This window comes from Bacillus cihuensis, from assembly GCF_000504145.1.
Taxonomy (GTDB): Bacteria; Bacillota; Bacilli; order Bacillales; family DSM-1321; genus Peribacillus; species Peribacillus huizhouensis.
In genome coordinates, this window is record NZ_KI632498.1 from 320237 (window position 1) to 334901 (window position 14665).

At 33.4% G+C, this 14665-nt stretch carries 12 protein-coding genes and 1 pseudogene; 10 read left to right on the plus strand and 3 right to left on the minus strand.

The features are described 5' to 3' along the window. The first annotated feature begins 106 nt into the window (after positions 1-106). Positions 107-607: a hypothetical protein gene (locus V179_RS0123375; RefSeq protein WP_028393618.1), complete on the plus strand. Its 501-nt coding sequence runs from the start codon at positions 107-109 to the stop codon at positions 605-607. Between the two features lie 84 nt (positions 608-691). On the opposite strand, the gene V179_RS0123380 is transcribed toward V179_RS0123375, so the two are convergent. Further along, positions 692-1441 carry an Ntn hydrolase family protein gene (locus V179_RS0123380; RefSeq protein WP_028393619.1) on the minus strand — a complete coding sequence of 250 codons (750 nt, stop codon included), beginning with the start codon at positions 1439-1441 and terminating at the stop codon, positions 692-694. Between the two features lie 169 nt (positions 1442-1610). Between V179_RS0123380 and hsdR the strand changes: the two genes are divergently transcribed. The 7 genes and pseudogenes from hsdR to V179_RS0123415 all read left to right on the plus strand — a co-directional run bounded on the left by hsdR (position 1611) and on the right by V179_RS0123415 (position 10281). Next, positions 1611-3947, plus strand: a complete 2337-nt coding sequence (gene hsdR / locus V179_RS0123385) for an EcoAI/FtnUII family type I restriction enzme subunit R (protein WP_028393620.1) — start codon at positions 1611-1613, stop codon at positions 3945-3947. A gap of 109 nt (positions 3948-4056) precedes the next feature. After that, positions 4057-5502: a class I SAM-dependent DNA methyltransferase gene (locus tag V179_RS0123390; RefSeq protein WP_028393621.1), complete on the plus strand. Its 1446-nt coding sequence runs from the start codon at positions 4057-4059 to the stop codon at positions 5500-5502. Next, positions 5499-6845 (plus strand): restriction endonuclease subunit S, encoded by a 1347-nt coding sequence (locus V179_RS29325; protein WP_051405108.1) that lies wholly within the window; start codon positions 5499-5501, stop codon positions 6843-6845. The genes V179_RS0123390 and V179_RS29325 overlap by 4 nt, the downstream gene beginning before the upstream one ends. A 174-nt stretch (positions 6846-7019) precedes the next feature. Next, positions 7020-7841: a restriction endonuclease gene (locus V179_RS29330; RefSeq protein ID WP_028393622.1), complete on the plus strand. Its 822-nt coding sequence runs from the start codon at positions 7020-7022 to the stop codon at positions 7839-7841. 506 nt (positions 7842-8347) lie between these two features. Further along, complete coding sequence (locus tag V179_RS29335) at positions 8348-8974, plus strand: NUMOD3 domain-containing DNA-binding protein (protein WP_051405109.1); 627 nt, start codon at positions 8348-8350, stop codon at positions 8972-8974. A gap of 192 nt (positions 8975-9166) precedes the next feature. Then, a pseudogene (locus V179_RS30290) lies at positions 9167-9274 on the plus strand (hypothetical protein); the annotation flags it as partial. A 506-nt stretch (positions 9275-9780) separates the two neighbouring features. Further along, entirely contained in the window at positions 9781-10281 is a 501-nt protein-coding gene (locus V179_RS0123415) for a hypothetical protein (RefSeq protein ID WP_028393623.1), read from the plus strand. Positions 10282-11333: 1052 nt separating this feature from the next. Here the strand turns inward: V179_RS0123415 and V179_RS0123430 are convergent. Further along, positions 11334-12107, minus strand: coding sequence for a M15 family metallopeptidase (locus tag V179_RS0123430; RefSeq protein ID WP_028393625.1), 774 nt, complete (start codon positions 12105-12107; stop codon positions 11334-11336). A gap of 80 nt (positions 12108-12187) precedes the next feature. Next, on the minus strand, positions 12188-12736 hold the full coding sequence (locus V179_RS0123435; protein ID WP_028393626.1) for a hypothetical protein: 549 nt from the start codon (positions 12734-12736) through the stop codon (positions 12188-12190). A 393-nt stretch (positions 12737-13129) separates the two neighbouring features. On the opposite strand from V179_RS0123435, the gene secG reads away from it, so the two are divergent. Together secG and V179_RS0123445 are read left to right on the plus strand one after the other, a co-directional pair. Continuing rightward, complete coding sequence (gene secG / locus V179_RS0123440; protein ID WP_028393627.1) at positions 13130-13363, plus strand: preprotein translocase subunit SecG; 234 nt, start codon at positions 13130-13132, stop codon at positions 13361-13363. A 437-nt stretch (positions 13364-13800) separates the two neighbouring features. Continuing rightward, positions 13801-14547: an alpha/beta hydrolase gene (locus V179_RS0123445; RefSeq protein WP_028393628.1), complete on the plus strand. Its 747-nt coding sequence runs from the start codon at positions 13801-13803 to the stop codon at positions 14545-14547. Positions 14548-14665 lie beyond the last annotated feature (118 nt).

The following is a 14665-nucleotide window of genomic DNA, read 5'->3' on the forward strand; positions in this document are numbered from 1 at the left end:
CCCCTCCTACCCATTTTTAAAAACACCTAGGGACGAAGAGACTGAGGGGAGGTTGGTGTAAGAAAAATCCAATCCCAGCAGACACATTTTGAACGGAGGAAACCGCATGGCACAAGAGAAATTACTAGCTAACTCACGCAGAAACTTGTCAGCAGCTCAAAGGAGTGCTCGTCAAGAAGCTGAACAATTGGTGGTGACAAATGCCACTAAACCAAAAATGAATGAAGTTACTAAAAATCATGCTCCTATGTTAAAGCTATTTAATCAGCTTAAGAAAGTAAACGACCACTTCACTGAAGCGGATAGCATCGCACTTAACACGCTAGTTTTCAATTTACACATGAAAGTCAAACATGAGGATGAAGTTGTAAAGCTCGACATGTTAGACGATAACTACGAGCGGTTTATGATTCGTCTCGAAAAGTTCAACAAGCAAATTAATGAGAGCATGAAACAACTTTGTATTCCGCTCAATGCTCGATTATCTTTAGCTAATGATATGGCTAAGGTAATGATTGAAGAAAAGAAACTTGAGCAAATGCAAACTGAAAGTGTTCCAACTGTCAATCCACTATTAGTCATTCTGGAGGATGATGATTATGAATAAAAGGGAAATCCAATTGAACTTTTATCTTTAAATAAGACCTCTCATTTTAGAGGTCTTATCATAACTTTGCTTAATTAAATATTTTCAGATATGAGTAGCAAAAGAATCGTCAGGAAGCTCACTGATTTCAATTCCGTCCTTAAACAGTTCGATATTGTTAGTGCTATCTACGATTGTATTTACTCCTTTAAAAGTAAAAGTTTGATCTTCTTTTCTGATAATTACCATATCAATTGGATAGTCAACTGATGAAAGGATAATTTTTTTTTCTCCTTTATCTTCTTCCTCTTTAGCCAGACTAGGTAATGTTTCTTTTATTATTTTATTAAAACAAAATTGTGCCCATATATCTAAATAAAGTACTTCGTCAAATGTTGATTGCGCTTTTAATTCCATATCATCAGCAACCTGATTATATTCTTCATCGGCAATTCCTATAAATGTACCTGTTTCAAGGTTTTTCACTTTTAATGTAAGATCTATATGTACTAAGAAGCTCTTACCTTCATCAATACCAAATAATAAAATTTCGTTAAAACTTCCATTTATTTGATATTTAGCGAATGTTTGAATAATTATCGTTTCAATTTGTTCTTTTTTCATTCTATTATTTACATTCCATTGGATTTCCTGTACAGGTCCAGTATCACTTGCTGTACCAGCTACTGCAATAGCTATAGTATCTGTAAGTTTATGGATTTTTCTAGCGATTATTTTTTCGAACTTTTCCGTAACATTCTTTTTATACCTATTAGTATCTATTTCAGAAATCCTACGCGTATCTGCTGAAACAAATACCCCATCCTCAAACAAATGTCCTATAATTGCTGTCATGTTCTTCTCCCCTTCGAATCTCCTTTTTAATAAGGAAAATGCAGAAATAATAAGCATAACCTCAATTTACCAGATGTAATTAAAAATTGAAAATAAAAGCTTAACAAATATGATAAAATTGACCTAGATAATGTTTTTTGTCTGGAAAGTTACGGGGGTGAAGATTGTAATGAATAAACACAACATGACCGAACGTGATATTTGTACGAAATATATTACCCCAGCCATCGTAAATGCTGGTTGGGATCTGCATAAACAAATTCGAGAAGAATACCAAATTACAGACGGAAGAATTATTGTACGTGGCAGTTTGGTAACACGAGGATCTAAAAAAAGAGCCGATTATGTACTATTCCATAAAGCAAATTTACCAATTGCAGTAGTTGAGGCTAAGGATAATAAACATTCTATTGGTCGTGGCATTCAACAGGCTATTGGGTACGGTGAAATGTTAAAAGTTCCTTTTGTTTACTCTTCAAACGGTGATGGCTTTCTTGAACATGACCGATTAACAGGTAAAGAACGACAAATAGGTTTAGACGAGTTTCCAAGTCCTGAAGAATTATGGAATCGTTACAAGCAACATGACCAAATTGATACTCAAGAAGAAGAATTAATTACAGAACCTTATTATATCCAGTTGGGTGACAAAACACCCCGATATTATCAAATGAACGCAGTGAATGAAACGATTAAAGCAGTTGCTAAAGGTCAAAATAGAATATTATTAGTTATGGCAACTGGTACTGGAAAGACGTATACTGCTTTTCAAATTATTTATCGGTTATGGAAAGCGAGAAAAGCAAAACGCATTCTCTTCCTGGCGGATCGGAATATTTTAGTTGACCAAACAATGAATCAAGACTTTAAGCCATTCAAAAAAGTAATGACGAAAATTAAAAATCGTAAAATTGATACTAGTTACGAAGTGTATCTAGGTTTGTATCAAGCATTAACAGGACCTGAAGAAAAGGATAAAATTTATAAACAAGTTCCGCCATCCTTTTTTGATTTAATTGTTATTGATGAGTGCCATCGTGGCTCCGCAAAAGAAGATTCTCAATGGCGAGAAATTATTGAATATTTTTCAGATGCAGTTCAAGTGGGACTTACAGCGACACCAAAGGAAACAACAGAAGTATCAAATATTGGTTACTTTGGAGATCCTGTTTACACTTATTCATTAAAAGAAGGAATTGAAGATGGATTCCTTGCTCCGTATAAAGTATTCCGCTATGGCTTTGATAAAGATTTAATGGGCTTCAGACCTAAAAAAGGTCAACTTGATAAAGAAGGAAAAGCCATTGAAGACCGTATTTATAATACAATGGATTATGATACCAATTTAGTATTAGAAAAGCGAACAGAGTTAGTTGCTAAAGTTATATCAGACTTTCTTAAAAAACATGATAGGTTTATGAAAACAATTGTCTTCTGTATTGATATTGAACATGCTGAACGTATGAGACAGGCTTTAGTAAATGAAAACAGTGATTTAGTAAAAGAAGATTCAAGATATGTTATGAAAATTACTGGTGATGATAACGAAGGCAAAGCTCAACTAGAAAATTTTATACATCCAAAAAGCAAATATCCAACTATTGTAACAACTTCCAAGCTACTTACAACAGGTGTAGATGCTAAAACTTGTAAAATTATTGCTATTGATTCTCGAATTGAATCTATGATTGAATTTAAACAAATTATAGGTCGTGGAACAAGAATTAATGAAAAGCATGATAAGTATTATTTCAACTTGTTGGATTTTCGTGATGTTTCCAGTAAATTTGCTGACCCTGATTTTGACGGAGATCCTATCCCAGTTGATGGTGGGGATGATGAAGGTGAAGGTGATACAGGAGGTAAGGGTGGCAAAGGTGGAAATACAGGCAACGATGGTAGTGATGGCAATGATGATAGTGGAGATGATACTGAGCCAGGAAGAAAAATTTATGTAAACGATGTTGAAGTAATGCTAATACATGAACGTGTTCAATATTACGATAAAGATGGAAAATTAGTAACAGAATCGCTAAAGGATTACACTAAGCGCAATATAAAAGAAGAATTTGCTGATTTAAACGAATTTTTGAAACGTTGGAACTCAGAGGGACGTAAAGAAGCAATCATCGAGGAATTAAAAGAACATGGAGTTATTTTAGATGCTTTGCGTGAAGAAACAGGTTTAAATGATGTTGATGATTTTGACCTGATTTGTCATATAGCCTACGATATGAAGCCACTGACTAGAAAAGAACGAGCCAACAATGTGAAAAAACGAAATTACTTCGGGAAATATTCAGAAGTTGCACAAAAAGTGCTCGAAAACCTTTTAGAAAAATACATGAATGAAGGGGTCTATAACTTAGACGATGCCAAAGTGTTGCGACTTGAACCATTCCAAGAAATCGGAAAACCAAAGGATTTAATAAAAGCTTTTGGTGGAAAAGATGGGTGGAATAGAGCCGTAAAAGAATTAGAAAAAGAGCTATTTGATATAAGTTGAATATTGATTGGAGCACATATTAATTATAAAATGTGTTCCAATTTTTTTGCATTTTAGCATACAACCATTATGCTATACTTACATAATGATAAGTGGGAGGTTAGGTCAAATGTCAATTTCAACTTTTGTTAAATCTATACAAGATATTATGAGGCAAGATCCAGGTGTTGATGGAGATGCTCAACGTATTTCACAATTAGTATGGATGTTATTCCTAAAAATATATGATTCTAAAGAAGAAGAAGAGTGGGAAGTATTTGAAGATAATTATGCTTCCATCATACCAGAAGGTTTAAAATGGAGTGACTGGGCAAAGCCAGATGAAAATGGGCAAGCTATGACAGGTGAAGAGCTTGTTGATTTTATAAATGAAAAATTGTTCCCTACATTAAAAGAATTGGTCATTGACGAGCATACAGAAGAACGTGCAGCTCTTGTAAAATATGTTTTTGAAGATGCGTATAACTATATGAAAAACGGTACATTAATTCGCCAAGTTGTAGATGTAATGGAGAAAATTGATTTTGGGTCTTATGAAGAGCGACACGCTTTTAATGATATTTACGAAACGATTTTAAAAGACTTACAAAGTGCAGGAAACAGTGGAGAATATTACACACCACGAGCAGTAACGGAATTTATTGTTGAAATGTTAGATCCTAAAGTAGGTGAAACGTTTGCTGACTTTGCATGTGGTACAGGTGGATTTTTAACATGTGCATTGGAACATATGAAAAAGCAACCAGAATATAAACTTACAGGTGGAGAAGAGGCAGTATTTAATGAAATAATCGGTATTGAAAAGAAACCTATGCCACACTTACTAGCAGTAACAAATTTAATTTTGCATGGTGTAGATGCCCCTAAAATTAAACGTGATAATTCGCTTGAAATTGATACTCGTGATATTCCAGATGAACAGAAAGTTGATAAGGTTGGCATGAATCCGCCATTTGGTGGAGTAGAAGAAAAATCTGTTCAAAATAATTTTAAAAAGGAATTTCATACGTCAGAAACAGCAGATTTGTTTATGGTAATGATTATGGAACGATTAAGAGAAAATGGTAAAGCTGGTGTAGTATTGCCTGATGGATTCTTATTTGGGACTGAAGGTGTAAAACGAAATATTAAAGAGAAATTGCTAAGCGAATTTAACCTGCATACAATAGTTCGTTTACCAAATGGTGTTTTCTCACCATATACAGGAATTACAACAAATTTACTTTTCTTTGATAAAACAGGTCCAACAAAAGAAGTTTGGTTTTATGAACACCAACTACCGAATGGATATAAAAACTATACGAAAACCAAACCTATACGTTTAGAAGAATTTACTCCTGAAATTGAATGGTGGAATACTAGAATTGAAAATGACTTTGCTTGGAAAATTTCTTTAGAAGATATTCTTAAAAGTAACTATAACCTTGATTATAAGAATCCTAATCGTACTTTTGAAGGAGAATATCAAACCTCGATAGATATATTAGAAAATTTAGAAGTAAGTCTAAAAAAGTCTATTTTAATTTTGGAAAATTTTAAGGGGATGGTAAAATGATTGAACTTTCTTTCCCTACAAGAAAATTAGGCGATGATATAATCCGTATAAATAAAAAATTAAAAGATTTTGAAGGTGAATTGAATACTACAGTTTTTGGTGTTACAAAGAACGAAGGTATTACAATTACAGGAATTAAAGCAAGTGATGATTTAAGTAAATATATCGTTTTAAAGGGTAATCAATTTGCTTATAACCCATATCGTATTAACATAGGGTCAATTGGACTAACTGGTAATGAACAAGAAGGATTAGTTAGTCCGGCCTATATTGTTTTTGAAACTAAAGGCACATTATTAACCGAATTTTTGCTTCACTATCTTAAAAGTGACATAGGTATGAACTTAATTCGCTGGTATGGTAATCGTGGTGGCGTTCGCGATGCTTTAAGATTTGATGACTTGTGTAAAATTGATATTCCTGATTTATCAGTACAAGAGCAGGAAATAGCTCTCAAAACGATAAAAACATTTAGCGAACAGGTAAAATTATTAAATAACGAATTGGACAAACAGCAACAATTAGTAGAAGCTTATAGAGACTCTATCCTACAAGATGCTATTCAAGGAAAGTTAGTTCAGCAAGATGAAAGTGATGAACCAGCGAGTGTTCTACTTGAAAAGATCCAAATTGTAAAAGATCGATTAATTAAAGAAAAGAAAATAAAAAAAGAAAAACCATTACCACAAATTACAGATGAAGAGAAACCCTTTGACTTACTTAAGGGATGGGAATGGGTAAGATTTTCTTCAATTATGAAAAGTATTAGATATGGCACTTCAAAAAAATGTGACTATAAAAAAAATGGTACTCCGGTTTTAAGAATACCTAATATATCAAGTTCAATTATTACTCACGATGACTTAAAATATGCAATATTAGATGACAGAGAGCTCAATGAACTGAAGTTATTTAAAGATGATTTATTGGTAATACGTTCAAATGGTAGCACCTCTTTAGTGGGAAGAAGTGCGATTATTAGAGAAAAAGAAGAAGGTTTTTGTTTTGCTGGTTACTTAATTAGAGTTCGTATTTTTACCCAATATATTGATACTAATTATATAAATTTGATATTAAATTCTAATTTTGTGAGGCGTCAAATTGAATTACCAATTCGTACAACAACAGGAGTTAAAAATATAAATACAACAGAAATAGGTAAATTATATTTTCCTATCCCACCTTTAAATGAACAAAAACGAATAGTTCAAAAGATAAATGAATTAATGGAATTATGTGATGAATTAGAAGCAAATATTGAACAATCAAAACAAGAAGCAGAAAAACTAATGAAAGCTGTGTTACAAGAAGCTTTTGCAATAAAAGAAGAAGTATTAAATTAATTATGAATCCGTTTCCTGGTCTGTATTTCAGTCTACTAGGAAACGGTTTTTTGTATTTATATAATAACGTATAGATTTATGTTGTTAATTTTGGAAGTGAAATGGTTATAATGGGATATAAATACACAATATTTCTTCGATTACAAATAAAAGTAAATCGAAAGGATGTTGTAAATGGCCTTGCCCAGATATGATGAAATCCATTTGCCATTATTAAAACTGATTCACAATAATTCTGTTAATCGGTTAAAAGATGCTGTCGAAGTGTTGGGACAAGAGTTTCGTTTATCTGATAAAGCGCTAAATGAACGAGTTCCCAGTGGCACTAGAAAGTTCTACTCACAAGTAAGTTTTTCAAAAAAGCGACTAATTGAAGCTGATCTAATTATTCCAAGCGATAAACCGTTTAAAACAACTGATACTGCGAGAGAGTTATTAGCAACAAAACCAAAGGGGATTACAAATCGTGATTTAACGGATTTAATTAAAAAAAGGAAAGTTAGGGAAGCCAAAAGAGAAATAGAATCGACTTGCCAAGTACCTTTAAACATATACGATGAGTCTTTGCAGAAAATAAAAGATATAAATGAAAATGATCCTCACTTTTTTGAGTATATTTCAGGGTTGATTTTATCCAACGTATTAAATGTAGATTTTTCAAAAGTAAAGTTAACACCGCCAAATAATGATGGTGGCGTTGATGGTATCATTTATTTGGGCGAAAGCGACGAAACAAAAGTCTATTTTGAATCAAAATGTAAAAACAACAGACCTGTACCGATAGGAGCGTTACGTGATTTCATAGGGGCTCTTGTTTTAAGAAAAGCGAAACAGGGATATTATTTTACTACAACTAGGTATACTGCTGATGTAATTCGCCATGTAGAAAAATTAAAAGATCCAGATATAAATATCAATATAACTTTGATAGACGGACATAGACTGGTGGAACTTATTTTTAAATACAACCTTGAAAATGAAATAATATCGAAGTAGGGTTTGGCTATGAAAGTCAGTAAAATCATAATTTTAGCAGAAAAATCCAATTGGTGATCCATTGGTATAATGGAAACGATACAAGTTCAATCTTCTATAGACACTTATATATCTATGGAGGTTGATTCTGTATCGTTTTTTATTTTTTGCTTTTTATCCTTACAAATGATAGGAACACAATATAATAATAGTACATTCCAAAACTTTTCTATATTTTAATCGGGAAAACTGTTCCCAGAAGGAGGATAGTAGGCTCTATTTTATTCATAATTTAACCTCCAATATTTAACTGTTTGTTTAGTGGCTCACTCAACTGGCGAGAGTGGGTCATTGTGTATATATAATCTATATAAAACATCCGTATTATGTATATACAATTTATATAGATCATATATACACCCTTATTAATTGAATATTAATATTCAAAAATAAATATAGGATTTTCCTTTACTATTAGATATTCCTCAATACAATAATGGCACTTGAATTATTGGAGGAATTATACAATGAAAGGAAAATATTATGTTTATCTTCACATGCTCAATGATGAAGTGGTTTATGTGGGAAAAGGGTCTGGAAGCAGAAAGTATTTTTCACATAGAAATGAACAATGGCAGAAAATTGTGGGCGATAATAAATCGCTGATTAAAATTGAGATTGTAAAACGGTTCGATGATGAAGAAGAGGCGTATAAATTTGAAAAAGAGTTGACTGCATATTATAAAAGTATCGGACAATGCAGGGCGAACATAAATATTGGCAAAAGTCATGCTGATATAATTAAGCAGAAAATTAGTGAAAGAGGAAAAGGTAAAAACAATTCAATGTACGGTAGGAAATTTTCCGATAAACACAAGAATAAGTTATCGGAAGCACATAGAGGAGAAAGAAATCATTTGTACGGTAAAACTGGGGCAGATCATAATTGTTCAAAACCTATTGTAGCAATATTTCCAAACGGAAAACGAATTGAAGCATCTTCAAAGAATGAACTATCGGAAATCATGAAGAATGAGTATAATGTCAGTCCAAGCATGATGAACAGATTAGTTTCAAGCGGTGAACCTCTGAAAGCAAGATACAAGAAACATGAAAAATTAAAAGGTCTGATTGTCCAATATATCGGTGCTTGATTTTATTTGCAATTGTAATTAAGAAAATTTGTTAAATTTTTCCCTGATGTGATATAATTGAATTATCACATACACAACTTATATATAATAGAAGAAACAGTATGTGAGTTATGCAATATCACAACTTTATAAATCAGGGAAATGCTAAATAAATGCTGTTATATCAAGGAATCGTGTTTATAACTACTTTACAGACCAGACCGTATCGCTAAATACAACCAACTTCTTCGCATCGAAGACGAGCTTGGCGAATTAGCAGTATACGATGGAATCAAATCTTTCTACAACTTGAAAAAATAATTTGAGTTGAATGATTGACGACTAAATGATGTCGTACAATCGTTAAAACTAAACCTCCTATTTTATGTGAGAGTATAACACATAAAGTAGGAGGTTTTTTATTTGAATTAAAGACTAACTACCATTCCATAAGGATAACTGACACTATAAATTATGATTTATTGTAATTTACCAACACATTATGAAAGAAAATAATAAATTAAATCAGTGATAACGGATGGTTAAGTATGGTAAAATTCTCTTTGGGTTAGGTTTTTTCAGAAAGTTTGTTGTTTTCTAATAAATCTTGTGGAAAGGTTCATTCCCTCTCTAGGTCCCTTGCGATCCAGGGGGCAGGGTGCTGAGCCTCCTCAGCAGAGGGTGCTGTGGGCCACATCTTTTCTTCTATTCCCTCAGGGTCTTGTACTTTCCTATCCAATCATCCTTTTTACGTAAAACATCAATTGCAAAACAATTTTTTTAGAAAAGAGCCTTAAGTTAAGATGAAAGGGAAGTGAATAGTTCATATGTATTCAGTTCAACAATTACAAGCTTTAGATTACTTGTTAAAACGAGTAATCACAAATGGGGAATTCAATTTTTATCGGAGAGACTTAAAGTTTGTCATAAATTACAAAGATGTATTATATACAGGGGATTTTTTACAAATGAACGGTTCTTCTGCTTACCAAAGTTTTATAGATGATGATGGAGAGGTTGAGCAATATCGATTTAGCCCTGATAAGGGAACAAAGTTACTAATAGATATATGGCAATCTTATCTCGAAGAAATAACACGTTTATTTTTGAATCCATTTAAGAGAATTAATGACATCCCTTTACTATACAATACTCTTATTAAGATACTTAATATGGCTGAATTAGATGAAGAAAGTAGTCCGTTTTATCCATATTTACTAAATGTCAGAACACTCGACAATACTATTCAACTTCCTTTTCTTGATTTAACTGGGGAACTAGTAAAAATAGTGTCAATTGTTGATTGCACGGTGAATAAATCTGCTTAAGTAATTTGGAAAAGTGGTTAGTGGAGGGGACCAGATACTGTGTCAATAATCGACGCAGATTTTCTATCACGGGATCGCTTGGTAGTTTTCTTAAAAAAGTTTAGAGGAAGAGCGATTTTAAAATTTTTTATGAGGGAAAATCTAAACGCGATGCCATTTGAAGTGTGGCAATGGAAAAGTGTACTATTATTACGAATGAAATCATGTGTATGAGTGAAATGCTCAATTCAATCATAGTTAAAAAGAATATGTATGATAACGATGCTTCATTCACATGACTAATCAAGGTCCAGGGATTTTAATATTACTAGTTACAGGGGAGAGATTCTTTGCTTAGTTACTAGTTGTGGTATACGGTTGTTGCTTCATATTATGATGCATGGGGAACTATTTAACTTAAAAATGGTAGAAAATAATCCATCTCGTTATAACGGTTACCGACACGATGTGGAGACTAAATTGGATTATTTGCTGACTTGATATTATAGCCGTGCTGTATTTTCTCTTGATCCAGTGAGAGAGGAAAGTAGGGGCAGTGTAGAATGAAGAAAATAATTACGTTATTTTATTTTCAATTTGTTATTTTATCAACGATAGTTATATGTTCTTTTTTTGCTACTAAATATGTTAATGATTATCTAACCAGAATATATAGTATCATTTTAGTTTGTGGATTCATCATCATATTAAACACAGTAGAAACAAAAATACTAGTAAGTAAGCGAATTAGAATTCTAGTATTTACATTTACTATCATCACAGTTTCAGTTTTACTACCACTTTTAGGATTGAGAATTGGCTTATTAAAATAAGAAATTAGAAAAGTAGGGCAGATTCAACGATAACCTATTTTTGGGAAAAACTTAAAAGACAATTATAACTATTTGTAATCGAAATACTGTCATATATGGAACTTTTAGCGTTAAAATTTATTAAATAAAAAAACTCCTATTGTAGAGATCCTGGTCTTGTTTTTAAAACAAAGCTGACCTCTAAAAAGGAGTTTTCTTTTTTTGAAAAAAAGTATTTGTAAAGCTGAATTGGTTTCTTTCTTATTTAACCGCTACATTTGATTGGTAATATTCCTCTAATGTTATGCCTCGATCTGTTAAATCTTGTGCTAATTTTTGGCCTACATAACGGAGATGCCATGGTTCATACTTATATCCTGTAATGGATTCTTTGCCTTCCTCATAGCGGATGATAAATCCATAGGTTGGTGCGTTGTCAACAAGCCACTGGGCTTGGTCTGTTTTGCCAAAGCAATCTTCTACAGCGCAAGAACCATCTGAAGATGTGACATCGATGGCTAGTCCTGTTTGGTGCTCACTCGTTCCAGGGGTAGCGCTATAGAGTAAAGCGGCTTCAAGTCCATCTTTCTCAACATAATGATTGAATAGACTTGTTTGTGTTTTTTGAGAACGATAAGCAGATACACCTGCAAGTGGTACTCCTTGTTCGTCAGCAGCTTGGAATAGTGACTCAAGCGCATCAGCAGCCTCTTTTCTCATCATTCGTTTTTCAATTTTTTCAGTAAAAGTGAATCTAACATCTGGATAAACCAAGTCAGCCGGCTTATAGTTATCCGGAAGCATATTTTCTTTATTGATTAAAACAGGAATTGCATCAGGATCCATAACGGTAACAGGTACGGCTGGATTGTGATCGGCACTAGCAATGCCTTTGGTTTTAGATGTTTCTGCTTGAACTGACTTCTCTTTTTTGGTTGTAGGTTCTTGAACGTTAGAATTGTCATTATGTGAACATCCACTAGCAGTGATTAATAATGCTGATAAAAGCATGGTAGCCATGCTGGTTTTTGACATATTTAAAGCCTCCAATTTTACTGGTCATTATTCTTATATAACATAAAAGTGATTGGAAATGAAATAATATGTATGTGTTATTATCTGGAAATGTATTCGCGGACGATTGCTTTCTCGTATTTGTCAAGAAACAAGCCAATCCATACAAACATCAGAAGGAAAGCATAATCATTTGAAATGGCTGTTTCAATCGCTTTTTGTGACCAAAAGGTGGCTAAAAAACCACCTAAACCAGCCAATTGTAAGGCTTCATAAACGACAAGTCCGTGTAGTGTAAGCCAAACAATCGTTAAAGTGCTTGTCCCAAAACCGATGACAGCAGCGAAGATACTGAAGATAATGGCTAATAAACTAATACCGACAGCAAGGAGACCGGAGTGAAAAAAATCATCTTGAGTGAAAAAGCCATTATACAAAACGGATAGGAAAAAGATAGAACTGCATACATAGGCAAAAAATAATAAGGTTCTACTTCCTTTAAATTTTGATAGAAGAAGCAGAGTAGGTGAGATCACGATAAATAGGATATTTACAATATTCATACTACCAGAGTTAAAGATGGCATACACGGCTATAATAGAAAAGAAAAGAGCAATGATATCTAATAGTCGAATAAACTTATGAAACATAGAATCCCCTCATTTCATTAAATAATTGTATCGAATTCCTTTTCTCCGGCATTAACTGAAAGTCAAGATCCCCACCTCAAGGCTTAGAGGAATCGAAGAAGCATAGGTTGGGGACAAGCTGCCCGTAAAAAGCCGATTGGTGAACTAACAATCAGTGGAACCCCCACAGATTGAAGTTTCACTTTATCCCGGTTTAACAGGCTGTAAAATTCTCGTTTTAAGTAGCAAGTTGGTAAAAGGCAGCCTGTAAAACCCCGATTGGTTCAACTAACCATCAGTGGGAAGTGCGCTCACTTACGGAAGTTTCACTTTATCTAATCATTTATTGTGGAGTAGCTGACAATGTGGTAAAGTTAAATTAATGCTTAATTGTTTCGGGAGGTATAATTCATGTTGCATACCATATTGGTAACATTATTAATTATTGTTTCAATAGGTTTGATTGCAAGTGTTCTTCTCCAATCAGGGAAAAGTGCTGGATTATCTGGTGCAATTGCCGGTGGTGCTGAACAATTGTTTGGGAAACAAAAGGCCCGTGGTCTAGATTTAGTCTTACATCGATTAACAATTGTGCTATCTGTGTTATTCTTTATTTTGACACTAGCGGTAACGTACGTTGGGTTATAATATAAGATCTCAGAAATCGTCTGGCTTAATGGCCAGGCTTTTTTTACGGAAATAAATTATGGTAATTTTTTCTATAAGTATACAATTGAGCATTAAGTGAAACTTCTATTATTGGAGGGGTTTCATCCTCCACTGATAGTTAGTCCTGTAATAGTGTTGCTAAACGCAAACTTTACCTTGAGGTATTACAGCCTGTTAACCGGGATGAATTAGTTGAATACTCTTATACTACCCAATTAAAGTCTTTCGAATAGCTTGAAATTGCTTTTTTTGTTTTAATATTTAATATGAATATTTAATCAAACGATTAATTAAAAGATAAAAGGGCAGTACATATAAGGAAAAATTGGGTTTCTTCCATACTATTTACGTATTCATCAATCGATTGATGAAACGAAAATAACGTGAGCAGATTAAGCATAAAGGAGTTTTATACAATGAAAATTAAGTTGCCTCAGCCATTTACGTTTGAAGGCGGGAAGCGTGCAGTACTCTTATTACACGGATTTACTGGGAATTCTTCAGATGTGCGGATGCTAGGTCGATATTTAGAAAAACGGGGTTATACAAGCCACGCTCCTCATTATAAAGGGCATGGCGTCCCTCCTGAAGAACTTGTTTCTACCGGTCCTTCTGATTGGTGGAAAGATGTGATGATGGGATATGATTTTCTAAAGCATAATGGCTATGAAGAAATTGCGGTTGCCGGCCTATCCTTAGGAGGGGTATTTTCATTAAAATTAGGTTACACTGTACCTGTAAAGGGTATTGTAACGATGTGCGCACCGATGTATTTAAAAAGTGAAGAAAAGATGTATCAAGGTGTTTTAGCATATGCAAGAGAATTTAAAAAACATGAAGGAAAAACGCCTGAACAAATTGAAATGGAAATGGAACAGTTTGCGAAGACGCCGATGAATACATTAGCAGCATTACGAGATCTTATGGCAGATGTTCGGAATCATGTTGATCATGTCTATGCCCCGACATTCGTTGTTCAAGGTAGACATGATACGATGATTAATACAGATAGTGCCAATATTATTTACAATGAAGTTGAATCAGATAAAAAGGAACTGAAATGGTATGAAGAATCTGGTCATATCATTACATTTGATAAAGAGAAAGAGCAGCTTCATGAAGACGTATACCAATTTCTAGAAAGCTTAGATTGGTCGGTCTGAATAACCTTTATACAATTATTAAGTGAAACTTCTATTAGTGAGGAGGCATCCTCACTGATGGTTAGTCCCGTTCTACTGTCGCAAGGATTTTGCATTTGCTTCGATCCATCGACCGTAC

Excerpts from the sequence above, each read along its gene's own strand:
- V179_RS29325 (WP_051405108.1), top strand. The coding sequence starts at position 5,499 with ATGATTGAACTTTCTTTCCCTACAAGAAAATTAGGCGATGATATAATC.
- hsdR (WP_028393620.1), top strand. The coding sequence starts at position 1,611 with ATGAATAAACACAACATGACCGAACGTGATATTTGTACGAAATATATT.
- V179_RS0123445 (WP_028393628.1), top strand. The coding sequence starts at position 13,801 with ATGAAAATTAAGTTGCCTCAGCCATTTACGTTTGAAGGCGGGAAGCGT.
- V179_RS0123430 (WP_028393625.1), bottom strand. The coding sequence starts at position 12,107 with ATGTCAAAAACCAGCATGGCTACCATGCTTTTATCAGCATTATTAATC.
- V179_RS0123435 (WP_028393626.1), bottom strand. The coding sequence starts at position 12,736 with ATGTTTCATAAGTTTATTCGACTATTAGATATCATTGCTCTTTTCTTT.
- V179_RS29335 (WP_051405109.1), top strand. The coding sequence starts at position 8,348 with ATGAAAGGAAAATATTATGTTTATCTTCACATGCTCAATGATGAAGTG.
- V179_RS0123375 (WP_028393618.1), top strand. The coding sequence starts at position 107 with ATGGCACAAGAGAAATTACTAGCTAACTCACGCAGAAACTTGTCAGCA.
- V179_RS0123415 (WP_028393623.1), top strand. The coding sequence starts at position 9,781 with ATGTATTCAGTTCAACAATTACAAGCTTTAGATTACTTGTTAAAACGA.
- V179_RS0123390 (WP_028393621.1), top strand. The coding sequence starts at position 4,057 with ATGTCAATTTCAACTTTTGTTAAATCTATACAAGATATTATGAGGCAA.
- V179_RS29330 (WP_028393622.1), top strand. The coding sequence starts at position 7,020 with ATGGCCTTGCCCAGATATGATGAAATCCATTTGCCATTATTAAAACTG.
- V179_RS0123380 (WP_028393619.1), bottom strand. The coding sequence starts at position 1,441 with ATGACAGCAATTATAGGACATTTGTTTGAGGATGGGGTATTTGTTTCA.